General features: G+C 35.7%; 13 protein-coding genes, 1 tRNA gene, 1 other RNA gene and 1 pseudogene. 13 read left to right on the top strand and 3 right to left on the bottom strand.

Annotation, left to right across the window (positions count from 1 at the left end):
• Positions 1-114 precede the first annotated feature (114 nt).
• The 3 genes from HMPREF3247_RS07150 to gltC all read right to left on the bottom strand — a co-directional run bounded on the left by HMPREF3247_RS07150 (position 115) and on the right by gltC (position 3,011).
• Positions 115-897, bottom strand: a complete 783-nt coding sequence (locus tag HMPREF3247_RS07150; RefSeq protein WP_000994681.1) for a YibE/F family protein — start codon at positions 895-897, stop codon at positions 115-117.
• A complete protein-coding gene (locus HMPREF3247_RS07145) occupies positions 894-2,012 on the bottom strand; it encodes a YibE/F family protein (protein ID WP_001794550.1) in 1,119 nt (372 codons plus the stop codon). The genes HMPREF3247_RS07150 and HMPREF3247_RS07145 overlap by 4 nt, the downstream gene beginning before the upstream one ends.
• 114 nt (positions 2,013-2,126) lie before the next feature.
• Positions 2,127-3,011 (bottom strand): glutamate biosynthesis transcriptional regulator GltC, encoded by an 885-nt coding sequence (gene gltC, locus HMPREF3247_RS07140; RefSeq protein WP_000403911.1) that lies wholly within the window; start codon positions 3,009-3,011, stop codon positions 2,127-2,129.
• Positions 3,012-3,192: 181 nt separating this feature from the next.
• Here gltC and gltB point away from each other — a divergent pair, with 181 nt between their 5' ends.
• The 13 genes and pseudogenes from gltB (at position 3,193) to HMPREF3247_RS07075 (ending at position 18,137) form a co-directional block, all read left to right on the top strand.
• The gene (gene gltB / locus HMPREF3247_RS07135; protein WP_000551335.1) at positions 3,193-7,692 is read left to right on the top strand and encodes a glutamate synthase large subunit; all 4,500 of its coding nucleotides are present in this window, start codon (positions 3,193-3,195) and stop codon (positions 7,690-7,692) included.
• A gap of 17 nt (positions 7,693-7,709) precedes the next feature.
• Positions 7,710-9,173: a glutamate synthase subunit beta gene (locus HMPREF3247_RS07130; RefSeq protein WP_000503583.1), complete on the top strand. Its 1,464-nt coding sequence runs from the start codon at positions 7,710-7,712 to the stop codon at positions 9,171-9,173.
• A gap of 268 nt (positions 9,174-9,441) precedes the next feature.
• Positions 9,442-9,534, top strand: a tRNA-Ser gene (locus HMPREF3247_RS07125).
• Between the two features lie 469 nt (positions 9,535-10,003).
• Positions 10,004-11,431, top strand: a complete 1,428-nt coding sequence (gene treP / locus HMPREF3247_RS07120; RefSeq protein WP_000279365.1) for a PTS system trehalose-specific EIIBC component — start codon at positions 10,004-10,006, stop codon at positions 11,429-11,431.
• Between the two features lie 63 nt (positions 11,432-11,494).
• On the top strand, positions 11,495-13,135 hold the full coding sequence (gene treC / locus HMPREF3247_RS07115) for an alpha,alpha-phosphotrehalase (RefSeq protein WP_000031499.1): 1,641 nt from the start codon (positions 11,495-11,497) through the stop codon (positions 13,133-13,135).
• A gap of 24 nt (positions 13,136-13,159) precedes the next feature.
• Positions 13,160-13,888: a trehalose operon repressor gene (gene treR, locus HMPREF3247_RS07110; RefSeq protein WP_001118675.1), complete on the top strand. Its 729-nt coding sequence runs from the start codon at positions 13,160-13,162 to the stop codon at positions 13,886-13,888.
• 61 nt (positions 13,889-13,949) lie between these two features.
• Positions 13,950-14,219, top strand: an RNA gene (gene ffs / locus HMPREF3247_RS07105) — signal recognition particle sRNA large type.
• A gap of 68 nt (positions 14,220-14,287) precedes the next feature.
• Positions 14,288-14,389, top strand: coding sequence for a hypothetical protein (locus HMPREF3247_RS07100; protein ID WP_031824659.1), 102 nt, complete (start codon positions 14,288-14,290; stop codon positions 14,387-14,389).
• A 137-nt stretch (positions 14,390-14,526) separates the two neighbouring features.
• Entirely contained in the window at positions 14,527-15,051 is a 525-nt protein-coding gene (locus HMPREF3247_RS07095) for a GNAT family N-acetyltransferase (protein ID WP_001167829.1), read from the top strand.
• A gap of 68 nt (positions 15,052-15,119) precedes the next feature.
• Positions 15,120-16,817: a DNA polymerase III subunit gamma/tau gene (gene dnaX / locus HMPREF3247_RS07090; protein WP_001109040.1), complete on the top strand. Its 1,698-nt coding sequence runs from the start codon at positions 15,120-15,122 to the stop codon at positions 16,815-16,817.
• Positions 16,818-16,906: 89 nt separating this feature from the next.
• A complete protein-coding gene (locus tag HMPREF3247_RS07085) occupies positions 16,907-17,224 on the top strand; it encodes a YbaB/EbfC family nucleoid-associated protein (protein ID WP_001213993.1) in 318 nt (105 codons plus the stop codon).
• 6 nt (positions 17,225-17,230) lie between these two features.
• Entirely contained in the window at positions 17,231-17,827 is a 597-nt protein-coding gene (gene recR, locus HMPREF3247_RS07080) for a recombination mediator RecR (RefSeq protein ID WP_000559156.1), read from the top strand.
• Positions 17,828-18,031: 204 nt separating this feature from the next.
• A pseudogene (locus HMPREF3247_RS07075) lies at positions 18,032-18,137 on the top strand (hypothetical protein).
• Positions 18,138-18,563 lie beyond the last annotated feature (426 nt).

Below are 18,563 nucleotides of genomic sequence, written 5' to 3'. Positions count from 1 at the left end.
AAAGGTGCTTTTTGTTATAGATCATCGGACAATTTACTATAGTAAAAAGCGACCTAGTGAACAATTGACATATATCCACAGGTCGCTTAACTTAAGTTATATTGCTAGTTGCGATTAATTGATAGACTCATCATTTTTGCGCTGTCGAGATGGTCTTTTTATTAAAAATGCCGTAATCCAAGCCGTAATCGGAATACTGATTGCAACGGCAATACCGCCTAAAATAATAGAAATAAATTCTTGGGCAAATATTTTCGAGTTTATAATATGACCAAATGAATATTTAAGTTTGAAAAACCAAATAAATAAAGCAAGTTGGCCACCAAAAAAGGCAAGGTAAATCGTGTTCGCAGATGTCGCTAAAATTTCTCTACCAACACGCATGCCAGATTGGAATAATTCGTATTGCGTAAGCGTTGGATTCACTTGATGCAATTCATAAATGGGTGAACTAATGGTAATTGTTAAATCTATCACAGCTGCAATAACAGCAAGAATAATAGTGAACACCATAAATTGAACCATATCAATGCCAATATTCATTGAATACACATATGTTTCATCTTGTTGTTCGGTTGAAAAGCCTTGTAGATGACCGAAGTAGACCGATAAATAAATGAGTGTAATCAACAATATTGTTGTAACGATAGTGCTGATAAATGCAGCTTGTGTTTTAACATTGTAACTATTGAGTACGAATAAATTACAAGCGCCAATAATAATGCAGAAAAAGAATGTGACGACATAAATCGGTACGCCAAAAATAATCAACACAATACTAATAATTAAAATAGCAAAATTTAAAAATAGGGTTAAATAAGAGATGAATCCCTTTCTACCTCCGAAAATTATCATCAGAAAGAGGAGCAATAACGCCAATATAAATACAGCATTCATTGTTTCGCCCTCCTTAATGTTTCAAATATTTCCATAAACAATATTGTGATAGGAATTGTAAGTACGATACCTATACCACCTGTTAGTGCGCGCGCAATTTCTAACGACCAATTCATCGAAATAGTATAAGTCACTGTATTGGCATTTTTTAAAAAGATTAAAAACATAGGTAGTGCACCGGATAAATATGAGAATAATAAGATGTTAGTCATTGTTCCCATAATATCTTGGCCGATGTTTCGGCCAGCAAGCGCCCATCTCCTCATTGAAATGTGTGGCGTACGCTGTAAAATTTCATGCATACCACTAGCAATTGTAATTGCAACATCCATAATAGCGCCAAGTGAACCTATTAACACTGAGGCTAGGAAGATATCTTTCGGTGGTAATGATAAAAAGTTCATCGTTTCATATTTAATGCCTTTACCGTCTGTCATATATATGATTAATTCTGTTAAACCTATACTCAAAAAAGTTCCGATAATTGTACTGGCTATGGTAATGAGTGTGCGCATATGCCAGCCTGTAACGAGCAATAAAGTGAGTATTGTTGAACAGATCATGGCAATGGTCATGAGTAAGAATAAATTAATATTGCTATGTTGAATATGAATGTAAATTGCGATTAATATGGCAATAGAATTCAAGATTAACGATAAAATCGATTGCAGTCCGACTTTGCGACCAACCAATAATACAGTTAATAAGAACAAACCAGTGATGATAACCGTTAAGGTATCACGCTTCTTTTCTATAATATAAGCATCACTCGGCTTGTTAGAAATATGTAATAATACTTTTTCGTGTGTGCGAAATGCCTCAGAATCTGCTTGCGATTTGACGTACTGATGATTAATCGTCGTCGTTTCTCCAGCAAATTGACCATTTAATATTTTGACTTTTAATTGATTTTTATATTTAATATCACGATTATTTTGTGCATCTTTTGTAGGTGTCGAAGAAACATGTTTGACATCTATAATTTGACCAATTGGTTTGTTGTAAAAGTTCTCATTATTGAATGTAAATAAAATAGCACCAATGAATGCGATGCAGAACAAACCTAAAATTATATTAAATGGCTTTGTAAATAAATTTCTATATTTCAAAAACAAAACCCCAATTCTATGAATGAATTAATATGGTGATTATACGCCCTTAATTTTTTATTTTCAAAGATATTACTGCTAAGTGTAAAACGAAAATCATCATTGATAGCATCGAATTACTTAATGGAATGTAGACGTTTTAGTCATTAATTGCTGAATGAGTGTTAATAAGATACCAATATCACTCTTCGTATAAGGTTCTTTCGTAATAGCACATATCGTTCTTTTTAATTCAGTATGATCTAATTTTATATCTATCCATGATTTAGATTCTGGTAAATGTATATTTTGTGATGAAATGATGTAACCTTCTTTTTGACGAAGGAGATACTGCGCAAGTGGTTGGCTACTGATTGTGTATACATCTGATTTAGTAATCTTGCGCAATTGTTTTTTTACAGTTTCGGCAAATGGTGCCAAGCAATAAATATGACTATGCTCAAACTGAATTAATGGTGGGTGTGTCGCCATCGTAATTGGATCGTCTGAAGGCGCATATAAATGATAGTGCTCTTCGAATAAAGGTAGCATATGTAATTGTTTGTGTTTACGTATTTCTGGTGTAAGTTCCGTGAAACCAATGTCTATATTCCCATTTAATACGCTATTTATAATCGTGTCATGATCTAATAAGTTCGGTATGACATGTGTATCATTTTGTAAATGAAACGTTTGGATAAGTGGTAGTAACATGTGGGATACGTCACTCTCATCATAGCCAATGTAGATACTTTTATTTTTAGTTAATCCATGGCTTTGAAATTGTTCAATCGTGCTATCTAAATGTTCAATAATGCGCAGAGCTTCATTAAATAATAATTTCCCTTCAGAAGTGAGCGTAATATTGCGTCCTTGCTTTTTAAATAAAGACACATTAAGTTCTTGTTCTAATAATGTAATTTGACGGCTTATCGCTGATTGAGCAATGTTTAGTTCAAGTGCTGTTTCGGAGATATGTTCTCTTTTAGCGACCTCGATAAAATATCTTAATTGTTTAATTTCCATAGTGATATAGGCACCTCCAAAAATGAGTGTTTTGTAACTATTATAGCAATATTATTGATAAATGTTCTATTTTTTAGATGAATATCTTCTATTTTATATATTGAACAGATAAATTTTTTAGATTATAGTAATTATCATTAATAACTAATATCAGAATATTCTAAAAAAAGGGGTGTGCATCATGCACAATGAGAAATTAATTAAAGGCTTATATGACTATCGTGAGGAACATGATGCGTGTGGTATTGGTTTTTATGCGAATATGGATAATAAAAGGTCTCACGACATCATTGATAAATCGCTTGAAATGTTGCGACGCTTAGATCACAGGGGCGGGGTCGGCGCAGATGGCATCACTGGTGATGGCGCAGGTATTATGACTGAAATACCTTTTGCATTTTTCAAACAACATGTAACGGACTTTGATATCCCAGGTGAAGGTGAATATGCCGTGGGGTTATTTTTTTCCAAAGAACGCATTTTAGGTTCTGAACATGAAGCAGTTTTTAAAAAATATTTTGAAGGTGAAGGGTTATCAATTCTTGGTTATCGTAATGTACCAGTTAATAAAGATGCCATTGCTAAACATGTAGCAGATACGATGCCAGTCATTCAACAAGTGTTTATTGATATTAGGGACATTGAAGATGTTGAAAAGCGTTTGTTTTTAGCGAGAAAACAATTAGAGTTCTATTCGACTCAGTGCGATTTAGAATTGTATTTTACGAGCTTATCACGCAAAACAATTGTATATAAAGGTTGGTTACGATCAGACCAAATTAAAAAACTCTATACAGATTTATCGGATGATTTATATCAATCAAAGCTAGGGTTAGTGCATTCGAGATTTAGTACGAATACATTCCCGAGTTGGAAAAGGGCGCATCCTAACCGTATGTTAATGCATAATGGTGAGATTAACACGATTAAAGGTAATGTGAACTGGATGCGAGCACGCCAACATAAATTAATCGAAACATTATTTGGCGAGGATCAACATAAAGTGTTTCAAATTGTCGATGAGGATGGTAGTGACTCTGCCATTGTAGATAATGCGCTAGAGTTCTTATCGTTAGCCATGGAGCCAGAAAAGGCAGCGATGTTACTCATACCTGAACCTTGGTTATACAATGAAGCGAATGATGCAAATGTACGTGCATTTTATGAATTTTATAGTTATTTAATGGAACCGTGGGATGGTCCTACAATGATTTCGTTCTGTAACGGTGACAAACTTGGCGCGCTTACAGATAGAAATGGATTACGTCCAGGTCGTTATACGATTACTAAAGATAACTTTATTGTCTTTTCATCTGAAGTGGGTGTTGTGGACGTACCTGAAAGTAATGTTGCTTTTAAAGGTCAATTGAATCCTGGAAAGTTATTGCTTGTTGATTTTAAACAGAATAAAGTCATTGAAAATAATGATTTGAAAGGTGCGATTGCTGGAGAATTACCATATAAAGCGTGGATTGATAACCATAAAGTTGACTTTGATTTTGAAAATATACAATATCAAGATTCGCAATGGAAAGATGAGACGTTATTTAAATTACAACGTCAGTTTGCATACACGAAAGAAGAGATTCATAAGTATATTCAGGAACTTGTAGAAGGTAAGAAGGATCCTATCGGTGCAATGGGATATGATGCGCCAATTGCAGTGTTGAACGAGCGACCAGAATCACTATTTAATTACTTTAAACAGCTGTTTGCACAAGTTACGAATCCACCAATTGATGCGTATCGTGAAAAAATCGTAACGAGTGAACTTTCTTATTTAGGTGGCGAAGGTAACTTACTAGCACCTGACGAAACGGTTTTAGATCGTATTCAATTGAAAAGGCCGGTATTGAATGAATCACACATAGCAGCGATTGATCAGGAACATTTTAAATTAACTTATTTATCAACGGTATATGAAGGGGATTTGGAAGATGCGTTAGAAGCATTAGGCCGAGAAGCAGTGAATGCTGTAAAGCAAGGCGCTCAAATTCTAGTGTTAGATGATAGTGGATTAGTTGATAGCAATGGCTTTGCAATGCCGATGTTACTCGCAATAAGTCATGTGCATCAATTACTTATTAAAGCAGATTTACGTATGTCTACAAGTTTAGTCGCTAAATCTGGTGAGACACGAGAAGTGCATCATGTTGCTTGTTTACTCGCATATGGCGCGAATGCAATTGTGCCATACCTAGCGCAACGTACAGTTGAACAACTGACATTGACAGAAGGGTTACAAGGCACCGTTGTCGATAATGTTAAGACATATACGGATGTATTGTCCGAAGGTGTCATTAAAGTAATGGCTAAGATGGGAATTTCGACAGTGCAAAGTTATCAAGGTGCACAAATATTTGAAGCGATTGGCTTGTCTCATGATGTGATTGATCGTTATTTTACTGGGACACAGTCTAAGTTATCGGGTATTTCGATTGATCAAATTGATGCTGAAAATAAAGCACGTCAACAAAGTGATGATAATTATCTTGCATCAGGTAGTACATTCCAATGGAGACAACAAGGTCAACATCATGCTTTTAATCCGGAATCTATTTTCTTATTGCAGCACGCATGTAAAGAAAATGACTATGCGCAATTTAAAGCATACTCTGAAGCGGTGAACAAAAATAGAACAGATCACATTAGACATTTACTTGAATTTAAAGCATGTACACCGATTGACATCGACCAAGTTGAACCGGTAAGTGACATTGTCAAACGCTTTAATACAGGGGCGATGAGTTATGGATCGATTTCAGCGGAAGCACATGAAACGTTAGCACAAGCCATGAACCAATTAGGTGGAAAGAGTAATAGTGGTGAAGGTGGCGAAGATGCAAAACGTTATGAAGTACAAGTTGATGGAAGCAACAAAGTAAGTGCGATTAAACAAGTTGCTTCTGGGCGTTTTGGTGTAACTAGTGATTATTTACAACATGCCAAAGAAATTCAAATTAAAGTTGCGCAAGGTGCAAAGCCTGGTGAAGGTGGTCAATTACCTGGTACTAAGGTATATCCGTGGATTGCGAAGACAAGAGGGTCAACGCCAGGTATCGGTCTGATTTCACCACCGCCACATCATGATATTTATTCAATAGAAGATTTAGCGCAACTGATACATGATTTAAAAAATGCGAATAAAGATGCAGATATCGCGGTAAAATTAGTTTCGAAAACAGGTGTTGGTACCATTGCATCTGGGGTGGCAAAAGCATTTGCAGATAAAATTGTCATCAGTGGTTACGATGGTGGTACAGGGGCTTCACCTAAAACGAGTATTCAGCATGCCGGTGTTCCTTGGGAGATTGGTTTAGCAGAAACACATCAAACATTAAAACTAAACGACTTAAGAAGTCGTGTTAAGTTAGAAACAGACGGTAAGTTATTAACTGGTAAAGATGTAGCGTACGCATGTGCGCTTGGAGCGGAAGAATTTGGATTTGCAACTGCACCATTAGTGGTGTTGGGCTGTATTATGATGCGTGTATGCCATAAAGATACATGTCCAGTAGGAGTTGCAACTCAAAACAAAGATTTACGTGCTTTATATAGAGGTAAAGCACATCATGTTGTTAATTTTATGCATTTTATTGCACAAGAATTAAGAGAAATTTTAGCATCTTTAGGTTTGAAACGTGTAGAAGACTTAGTTGGAAGAACTGATTTATTACAACGATCATCAACATTAAAAGTGAATAGCAAAGCGGCTAGTATTGATGTTGAAAAACTGTTATGTCCTTTCGATGGGCCAAACACAAAAGAAATTCAACAAAATCATAATCTTGAGCATGGATTTGATTTAACAAATTTATATGAAGTAACGAAGCCGTATATTGCTGAAGGGCGTCGCTATACAGGTAGCTTTACAGTAAATAATGAACAACGTGATGTAGGAGTTATTACAGGTAGTGAGATTTCGAAACAATATGGAGAAGCAGGACTTCCTGAAAATACAATTAATGTTTATACGAATGGTCATGCTGGTCAAAGTCTTGCAGCATATGCACCGAAAGGCTTAATGATTCATCATACTGGAGATGCGAATGACTATGTTGGTAAAGGATTATCTGGTGGTACGGTCATTGTCAAAGCACCTTTTGAAGAACGACAAAATGAAATTATTGCTGGTAACGTCTCATTCTATGGTGCGACAGGTGGTAAGGCATTTATTAACGGTAGTGCAGGAGAAAGATTCTGTATTAGAAATAGTGGTGTAGATGTTGTCGTTGAAGGTATCGGTGACCATGGATTAGAGTACATGACTGGTGGACATGTCATTAATTTAGGTGATGTAGGTAAGAACTTCGGTCAAGGTATGAGTGGTGGTATTGCTTACGTTATCCCGTCTGATGTAGAAGCTTTTGTTGAAAATAATCAACTAGATACGCTTTCGTTTACAAAGATTAAACACCAAGAAGAAAAAGCATTCATTAAGCAAATGCTGGAAGAACATGTGTCACACACGAATAGTACGAGAGCGATTCATGTGTTAAAACATTTTGATCGCATTGAAGATGTCGTCGTTAAAGTTATTCCTAAAGATTATCAATTAATGATGCAAAAAATTCATTTGCACAAATCATTACATGACAATGAAGATGAAGCGATGTTAGCTGCATTTTACGATGACAGTAAAACAATCGACGCTAAACATAAACCAGCCGTTGTGTATTAAGGAAAGGGGGAGATACGATGGGTGAATTTAAAGGATTTATGAAGTATGACAAACAGTACTTAGGTGAATTATCACTGGTAGACCGTTTGAAGCATCATAAAGCATATCAACAACGATTTACTAAAGAAGATGCCTCTATCCAAGGTGCACGATGTATGGATTGTGGAACGCCGTTTTGTCAAACCGGACAACAGTATGGTAGGGAAACAATAGGTTGTCCAATTGGAAACTACATTCCTGAATGGAACGACTTAGTGTATCATCAAGATTTTAAAACTGCTTATGAACGCTTAAGCGAAACAAATAACTTTCCTGACTTTACAGGGCGTGTATGTCCTGCACCATGCGAAAGTGCTTGTGTGATGAAGATTAATAGAGAATCGATTGCGATTAAAGGTATTGAACGCACAATTATTGATGAAGCTTTTGAAAATGGTTGGGTAGCGCCGAAAGTTCCGAGTCGCCGTAGAGATGAAAAAGTGGCAATCGTTGGAAGCGGTCCAGCAGGATTAGCTGCTGCTGAAGAACTTAATCTACTAGGATATCAAGTAACTATTTATGAACGTGCTAGAGAATCAGGCGGTTTATTAATGTATGGTATTCCGAATATGAAACTTGATAAAGATGTGGTTCGACGTCGTATTAAGTTAATGGAAGAAGCGGGCATTACTTTCATTAATGGTGTTGAAGTAGGCGTTGATATTGATAAAGCAACGTTAGAATCTGAGTATGATGCCATTATATTATGTACTGGTGCACAAAAAGGTAGAGATTTACCTTTAGAAGGACGCATGGGTGATGGTATACATTTCGCTATGGATTATTTAACTGAACAAACGCAGTTGTTAAATGGAGAAATTGATGATATAACAATAACTGCAAAAGATAAGAATGTCATTATCATTGGTGCTGGTGATACAGGGGCAGACTGTGTAGCGACAGCATTAAGAGAAAATTGTAAATCGATTGTTCAATTTAATAAATATACGAAATTGCCAGAAGCAATTACATTTACAGAAAATGCATCATGGCCTTTAGCAATGCCGGTGTTTAAAATGGACTATGCGCACCAAGAGTACGAAGCTAAGTTTGGTAAGGAACCACGTGCATATGGTGTTCAAACAATGCGTTACGATGTTGACGATAAAGGACACATACGTGGTTTGTATACTCAAATTTTAGAGCAAGGCGAAAATGGTATGGTCATGAAAGAAGGACCTGAAAGATTTTGGCCTGCTGACCTTGTATTATTATCAATCGGCTTCGAAGGTACAGAACCAACAGTACCGAATGCTTTTAACATTAAAACGGATAGAAATCGAATCGTGGCGGATGATACAAACTATCAAACTAATAATGAAAAGGTATTTGCTGCTGGAGATGCTAGACGTGGTCAAAGTTTAGTTGTATGGGCGATTAAAGAAGGTAGAGGCGTAGCGAAAGCAGTAGATCAGTATTTAGCGAGTAAAGTTTGTGTATAATCTTTGTATGGAAATGGTGGTTACGTTGACGTTGTGGCATGCTGAATCGAGTTTGAAATAATCTAGTATCTATCAACGTCACATGCCATCTTTGTAACCTAAAAACAAAGGTTTGTAAGACAACAAATCGATTAATTATAAGTAGTGATTTTTTACATTCGTTTATAGGTCAACTGTAGTGGAAGACAATGATTTGTGGTAATCATGTAATGCTTAAAAACAATATTGACTTTTACAGAACGTTCATATATGATAAATATTGTGTTTAGGAGGAATACCCAAGTCCGGCTGAAGGGATCGGTCTTGAAAACCGACAGGGGCTTAACGGCTCGCGGGGGTTCGAATCCCTCTTCCTCCGCCATCAATATTTATATTAAATACTATATATAATGAAGGTAAGTGCTCAAATTTTGAGTATTTGCCTTTTTTATTTGTCTTTGAATGGCTCGTTTTTTTAGCTATAGAAATGATAGGGCATTGAGATTGGAAGGGCATTTGGCTTGTGCAATATACATAGCTAAATGTCTTTTTTGTTTTGTGAAATATGATGGATGGCTTGTGTGGGCAAGTTTGCTATTTATAGATATGCATTTTTCAATTTAGGAGTTGGCCATGCATCTACACTTTATAATGGTGAGAGCGTGGTGAGGTATTGTTAATCACGCAATTGTAGCGAGGAGTTATTGCTACATATGTCGTTATGGCTCATTGATTTTCTGAAATGGCTACCCCAGATAATTGTGACAAAATAAAAAATATTTGTTGAAAGCCTTTACATAACTTGTCTAGACAAGTTATACTCGTTTTAAGACATTAAGGGAGTGAAATATATGGCTGTAAAAAGAGAAGATGTAAAAGCCATCGTAAGCGCTATTGGGGGAAAAGAAAATCTTGAAGCTGCAACGCATTGTGTAACACGATTACGTTTAGTGCTTAAAGATGAAAGCAAAGTTGATAAAGACGCATTAAGTAATAACGCGTTGGTCAAGGGGCAGTTCAAAGCAGACCATCAATATCAAATTGTCATTGGTCCAGGAACAGTCGATGAAGTGTATAAGCAGTTTATTGATGAAACAGGTGCTCAAGAAGCTTCGAAAGATGAAGCGAAACAAGCAGCTGCGCAAAAAGGGAATCCAGTACAACGTTTGATCAAATTGTTAGGGGATATTTTTATACCAATATTACCTGCGATTGTGACAGCTGGTTTGTTAATGGGGATCAATAATTTACTTACAATGAAAGGTTTATTTGGTCCAAAAGCACTTATTGAGATGTATCCACAAATTGCTGATATTTCAAACATCATTAATGTGATTGCGAGTACGGCATTTATTTTCTTACCAGCATTAATTGGTTGGAGTAGTATGCGTGTATTTGGTGGTAGTCCGATTCTAGGCATAGTCTTAGGTTTGATTTTAATGCATCCGCAATTAGTATCTCAGTATGATTTGGCAAAAGGGAATATTCCGACGTGGAACTTATTTGGCTTAGAGATTAAGCAGTTGAATTACCAAGGTCAAGTGTTGCCAGTTTTAATTGCAGCTTATGTTCTAGCTAAAATTGAAAAAGGATTAAATAAAGTCGTTCACGATTCGATAAAAATGTTGGTCGTTGGACCCGTAGCGCTTTTAGTTACTGGATTTTTAGCATTTATTATCATTGGACCAGTTGCGTTGTTGATTGGTACAGGTATTACATCTGGTGTTACATTTATATTCCAACATGCAGGATGGCTTGGCGGAGCAATATATGGATTGTTATATGCACCACTTGTAATTACAGGACTACACCATATGTTTTTAGCAGTAGATTTCCAATTGATGGGTAGCAGCTTAGGTGGTACGTACTTATGGCCAATCGTTGCGATTTCCAATATTTGTCAGGGCTCTGCAGCATTTGGAGCATGGTTTGTCTATAAACGTCGTAAAATGGTTAAAGAAGAAGGCTTGGCATTAACATCTTGTATTTCTGGTATGTTAGGTGTTACTGAACCAGCCATGTTTGGTGTGAACTTACCTCTGAAATATCCATTTATCGCTGCGATATCAACATCTTGTGTATTGGGGGCAATCGTTGGTATGAATAACGTACTTGGAAAAGTTGGTGTTGGTGGCGTGCCAGCATTCATTTCAATTCAAAAAGAATTTTGGCCAGTATATCTCATTGTGACAGCTATTGCTATTGTTGTACCATGTATACTAACAATTGTGATGTCTCATTTTAGTAAACAAAAAGCGAAAGAAATTGTTGAAGATTAATAAAATAAAAAAGGGGCGTTCGTTATTTGGACGTCCTTTATTACGTTATAAGGTGGTAATTGTGTGTCGAAAGAAATAGATTGGAGAAAATCCGTTGTATATCAAATTTATCCTAAGTCGTTTAATGATACGACGGGGAATGGTATAGGAGATATCAATGGAATTATAGAAAAATTGGATTATATCAAGTTATTGGGTGTTGATTATATTTGGTTAACACCAGTGTATGAATCACCGATGAATGATAATGGCTATGATATCAGCAATTATTTAGAAATCAATGAAGACTTTGGAACGATGGATGATTTTGAAAAGTTAATCAAAGTTGCTCATCAAAAAGACTTGAAAGTGATGTTAGATATTGTCATTAATCATACGTCGACGGAGCATGAATGGTTTAAAGAAGCCCGTAAATCTAAAGACAACCCTTATAGAGATTATTACTTTTTCAGATCATCTGAAGACGGGCCGCCAACAAATTGGCATTCTAAATTCGGTGGTAATGCATGGAAGTTTGATTCTGAGACAGATGAATATTATTTACATTTATTTGATGTCAGTCAAGCTGATTTAAATTGGGATAATCCGGAAGTACGTCAATCGTTATATCGCATAGTCAATCATTGGATAGACTTCGGCGTTGATGGTTTTCGATTTGATGTCATTAACTTAATTTCTAAAGGTGAATTTAAGGACTCTGACAAAATAGGTAAAGAATTTTATACGGATGGTCCTAGAGTGCATGAGTTTCTGCATGAATTAAATCGTCAAACGTTTGGTAACACTGACATGATGACTGTAGGAGAAATGTCTTCGACGACGATTGAAAATTGTATTAAGTATACACAGCCAGAACGCCAAGAATTGAATAGTGTTTTTAATTTTCATCATCTAAAGGTTGATTATGTTGATGGTGAAAAGTGGACAAATGCGAAGCTTGATTTTCATAAGTTAAAGAAAATTCTGATGCAATGGCAACGAGGTATTTATGACGGTGGCGGATGGAACGCGATTTTCTGGTGTAATCATGATCAGCCACGGGTAGTGTCTAGATTTGGTGATGATACGTCGGAAGAGATGAGGATACAAAGTGCTAAAATGTTAGCTATCGCACTGCATATGTTGCAAGGGACGCCATATATTTACCAAGGTGAAGAAATTGGTATGACGGACCCACATTTTACATCAATAGCACAATATCGTGATGTTGAATCGATTAATGCCTACCATCAGTTGTTAAGTGAAGGGCATGCTGAAGCGGATGTGTTAGCGATTTTAGGACAGAAGTCACGAGACAATTCGAGAACGCCTATGCAATGGAGTGATGATGTTAATGCTGGATTTACAGCTGGTAAGCCTTGGATTGATATTTCGGAAAATTATCATCAGGTCAACGTTAGACAAGCACTTCAGAATAAAGAGTCTATTTTCTATACGTATCAAAAATTAATACAATTAAGACATACGCATGATATTATTACGTATGGAGACATTGTGCCACGTTTTATGGATCATGATCATTTATTTGTTTATGAACGTCATTATAAGAATCAACAATGGCTAGTAATTGCGAATTTCTCAGCATCGGCTGTTGATTTGCCAGAAGGATTGGCTAGAGAAGGTTGTGTTGTGATTCAAACAGGCACAGTGGAAAATAATACGATAAGCGGGTTTGGTGCAATTGTAATCGAAACAAACGCGTAAAATAAATTGAGTGGATGCGTTTATATGGCGAAACAAAAAAAGTTTATGAAGATTTATGAGGCGTTGAAAGAAGATATATTAAACGGGCAGATTCAATATGGTGAACAAATTCCGTCTGAACATGATTTGGTGCAATTGTACCAGTCATCTCGAGAGACCGTGCGTAAGGCATTAGATTTGTTGGCATTAGACGGCATGATTCAAAAGATTCATGGTAAAGGGTCACTTGTCATTTATCAGGAGGTTACAGAGTTTCCATTTTCTGAACTTGTTAGTTTTAAAGAAATGCAAGAAGAAATGGGCGTCGCATATTTAACTGAAGTTGTTGTGAATGAGGTTGTTGAAGCGCATGAAGTTCCAGAAGTTCAACATGCTTTAAACATCAATTCTAGTGAATCACTCATTCATATTGTTAGAACTCGTCGGCTTAACCAACATGTGAAGATTGTTGATGAAGATTATTTTCTAAAGTCGATTGTTTCAGATATAGGTAATGATGTTGCGAGTGATTCTATTTATGATTATTTGGAAAAGGTATTAAATCTTAATATTAGTTATTCAAGTAAGTCTATTACTTTTGAACCGTTTGATGAACAAGCATATCAATTGTTTGGTGATGTATCGGTGGCTTATTCAGCAACAGTTCGAAGTATTGTGTATTTAGAAAATACAATGCCGTTTCAATATAATATTTCAAAACATCTTGCAAATGAATTTAAATTTAACGACTTCTCAAGACGTCGTATAAAGTAAACAATGATATAAATGATTTATACTTGCAATTAACTATTAAAATATAGTAATATATATCTTGCCGTGCTAGGTGGGGAGGTAGCGGTTCCCTGTACTCGAAATCCGCTTTATGCGAGGCTTAATTCCTTTGTTGAGGCCGTATTTTTGCGAAGTCTGCCCAAAGCACGTAGTGTTTGAAGATTTCGGTCCTATGCAATATGAACCCATGAACCATGTCAGGTCCTGACGGAAGCAGCATTAAGTGGATCATCATATGTGCCGTAGGGTAGCCGAGATTTAGCTAACGACTTTGGTTACGTTCGTGAATTACGTTCGATGCTTAGGTGCACGGTTTTTTATTTTTTAAATATTAAACCGATTATTAAGAGTTGAAAATATATATTTATAGAAGCTACTTTCTTGAAGACAATTCAGCGTATTATACGTGGAACATGTTTGTGGGAAGTAGCTTTTTTATATGTGAAGTTTGATTCAAGTGAACTCGATGCGCAGTTTGAATGATTTTTGTGTCAATGAAAAGTAAGAAGTTATTATTTGATGATAAAGAAATGATGGTGAAATGAGGGGGAGTATCTTACAATAGAATTATTAATGAGATACGTTATGATTATTGACAATCAAATGCCTACGGAGGACATATGCAAATATATTTAAGTACTTTAACAGAGTTAGATTATGATAAATCTTTAAATAGTATTGAAGAAAGTTTTGATGATAATCCTGAAACGAGTTGGCAAGCACGTGCGAAAGTAAAACATTTAAGAAAATCTCCTTGCTATAATTTTGAATTAGAAGTAATAGCGAAAAATGAAAATAACGATGTCGTTGGACACGTTTTATTAATTGAAGTAGAAATTAATAGTGATGATAAGACGTATTATGGTTTGGCGATTGCCTCTTTATCAGTTCATCCTGAATTACGTGGACAAAAATTAGGTCGTGGCTTGGTTCAAGCAGTAGAAGAGCGTGCCAAAGCACAAGAGTATAGTACGGTTGTTGTAGACCATTGTTTTGACTACTTTGAAAAGTTGGGTTATCAAAATGCTGCTGAGTATGACATTAAATTAGAATCTGGTGATGCACCGTTACTTGTAAAATATTTATGGGATAATTTGACGGATGCACCACACGGAATCGTAAAATTTCCAGAACATTTTTATTAATTGTTCAATTAAGAAGTAAAGGTATTATCATGCTATAATGAGAGGTAATTGTTTATGGAGGTGCTAACTTGAATTATCAAGCCTTATATCGTATGTACAGACCCCAAAGTTTCGAGGATGTCGTCGGACAAGAACATGTCACGAAGACATTGCGCAATGCGATTTCGAAAGAAAAACAGTCGCATGCTTATATTTTTAGTGGTCCGAGAGGTACGGGGAAAACGAGTATTGCCAAAGTGTTTGCTAAAGCAATCAACTGTCTAAATAGCACTGATGGAGAACCTTGTAATGAATGTCATATTTGTAAAGGCATTACGCAGGGGACTAATTCAGATGTGATAGAAATTGATGCTGCTAGTAATAATGGCGTTGATGAAATAAGAAATATTAGAGACAAAGTTAAATATGCACCAAGTGAATCGAAATATAAAGTTTATATTATAGATGAGGTGCACATGCTAACAACAGGTGCTTTTAATGCCCTTTTAAAGACGTTAGAAGAACCTCCAGCACACGCTATTTTTATATTGGCAACGACAGAACCACATAAAATCCCTCCAACAATCATTTCTAGGGCACAACGTTTTGATTTTAAAGCAATTAGCCTAGATCAAATTGTTGAACGTTTAAAATTTGTAGCAGATGCACAACAAATTGAATGTGAAGATGAAGCCTTGGCATTTATCGCTAAAGCGTCTGAAGGGGGTATGCGTGATGCATTAAGTATTATGGATCAGGCTATTGCATTTGGTGATGGTACGTTAACATTGCAAGATGCGTTGAATGTCACAGGTAGCGTACATGATGAAGCGTTGGATCACTTGTTTGATGATATTGTACAAGGTGACGTACAAGCATCTTTTAAAAAATACCATCAGTTTATAACAGAGGGTAAAGAAGTGAATCGCCTAATAAATGATATGATTTATTTTGTCAGAGATACGATTATGAATAAAACATCTGAGAAAGATACTGAGTATCGAGCACTGATGAACTTAGAATTAGATATGTTATATCAAATGATTGATCTTATTAATGATACATTAGTGTCGATTCGTTTTAGTGTGAATCAAAACGTTCATTTTGAAGTGTTGTTAGTAAAATTAGCTGAGCAGATTAAGGGTCAACCACAAGTGATTGCGAATGTAGCTGAACCAGCACAAATTGCTTCATCGCCAAACACAGATGTATTGTTGCAACGTATGGAACAGTTAGAGCAAGAACTAAAAACACTAAAAGCACAAGGAGTGAGTGTCGCTCCTGCTCAAAAATCTTCGAAAAAGCCTGCGAGAGGCATACAAAAATCTAAAAATGCATTTTCAATGCAACAAATTGCAAAAGTGCTAGATAAAGCGAATAAGGCAGATATCAAATTGTTGAAAGATCATTGGCAAGAAGTGATTGATCATGCCAAAAACAATGATAAAAAATCACTCGTTAGTTTATTGCAAAATTCGGAACCTGTGGCGGCAAGTGAAGATCACGTACTTGTGAAATTTGAGGAAGAGATCCATTGTGAAATCGTCAATAAAGACGACGAGAAACGTAGTAGTATAGAAAGTGTTGTATGTAATATCGTTAATAAAAACGTTAAAGTTGTTGGTGTACCATCAGATCAATGGCAAAGAGTTCGAACGGAGTATTTACAAAATCGTAAAAACGAAGGCGATGATATGCCAAAGCAACAAGCACAACAAACAGATATTGCTCAAAAAGCAAAAGATCTTTTCGGTGAAGAAACTGTACATGTGATAGATGAAGAGTGATACATGACAAGCGATATAATCGTATGTATAATGAAAGAAACATCATTTTATTGATAAATATTTATTGATTTTCAAGGAGGAAATGGAATATGCGCGGTGGCGGAAACATGCAACAAATGATGAAACAAATGCAAAAAATGCAAAAGAAAATGGCTCAAGAACAAGAAAAACTTAAAGAAGAGCGTATTGTAGGAACAGCTGGCGGTGGCATGGTTACAGTTACTGTAACTGGTCATAAAGAAGTTGTCGACGTTGAAATCAAAGAAGAAGCTGTAGACCCAGATGATATTGAAATGCTACAAGACTTAGTGTTAGCAGCTACTAATGAAGCGATGAATAAAGCTGATGAGCTTACTCAAGAACGTTTAGGTAAACATACTCAAGGCTTAAACATCCCTGGAATGTGATCATAGATGCATTATCCAGAACCTATATCAAAACTTATTGATAGCTTTATGAAATTGCCAGGCATTGGTCCAAAGACAGCCCAACGTCTGGCTTTTCATACCTTAGATATGAAAGAAGACGATGTTGTTCAGTTTGCCAAAGCATTAGTAGATGTTAAGAGAGAATTAACATATTGTAGCGTATGTGGTCACATTACTGAAAATGATCCATGTTATATTTGTGAAGATAAGCAAAGAGATCGTTCAGTTATTTGTGTTGTGGAAGATGACAAAGATGTCATAGCTATGGAAAAAATGAGAGAATACAAAGGTTTATATCACGTTTTACATGGGTCTATTTCGCCTATGGATGGCATTGGACCAGAAGATATTAATATTCCTTCATTGATTGAACGCTTGAAAAACGATGAAGTTAGCGAATTAATCTTAGCTATGAACCCGAACTTAGAGGGGGAATCTACAGCCATGTATATTTCTAGATTAGTTAAGCCTATAGGTATCAAAGTGACGAGATTAGCACAAGGGTTATCGGTAGGTGGCGATTTAGAGTATGCTGACGAAGTAACATTATCTAAAGCAATCGCAGGTAGAACAGAAATGTAATGTCTTCTATTAAACATTTTTGATTTTAATACTATAGTAAGAAAAGTCACAGTGTAATCATTGTGGCTTTTTTTATGGTGTGGTGTGATGTACTACTTTATTTGCGGTGTGGCGGTGGTATGGTTTACCTAGTTTTACTGAGGGATGGGTAATCTTTAGGAAGCAAGCCGTTGGTTGTGATTTGTTACTTCTAATAGTAATGATGTGAATTGGATTATCGAATTAGATCTATGGTTATGGTGTGTTGGTGCTATTAATTTGATAAATGCGGTTAATGGTTAATGACTATGCAAATGAAATTCTTTTGTAATTGAAATGATAGATGCTGGCTTAGTAGTTGTACTTCTTTGGTCTAAAGTTTATTAAATCAGCCTGTATAGCGGTGTTTTGAGAGGTTATTTAAAACTTGTAAATTTATTTTTAATTTCTGGTAAAAAAATAAAGTTCTGTTTTGCGGTTTTTTTGATTGATATGGTTAGAGAAAAATCTGTTTCTTGTTCTAAAAAACGTACTATTTATAAGTGGGGATTTTTTAAGTTCGATTTTTAGGATAAGGGCGTTCAGTACAGATGGCAAAGGTGTAATTTTTACTGTTGTTAAGCAGTTTGAAAGCCTGTATAGTATTTATTTGTTGAGGCAAACAAAACAACTCAACTTAAGAAATAACTTGAATTACTAACGAAAATTAATTTTAAAAAGTTGTTGACTTAAATGTTAATAAAATGTATAATTAATT

It is taken from the genome of Staphylococcus sp. HMSC36A10 (assembly GCF_001838845.1).
Taxonomy (GTDB): Bacteria; Bacillota; Bacilli; order Staphylococcales; family Staphylococcaceae; genus Staphylococcus; species Staphylococcus aureus.
This window is presented reverse-complemented; position numbering and strand designations above follow the sequence as displayed.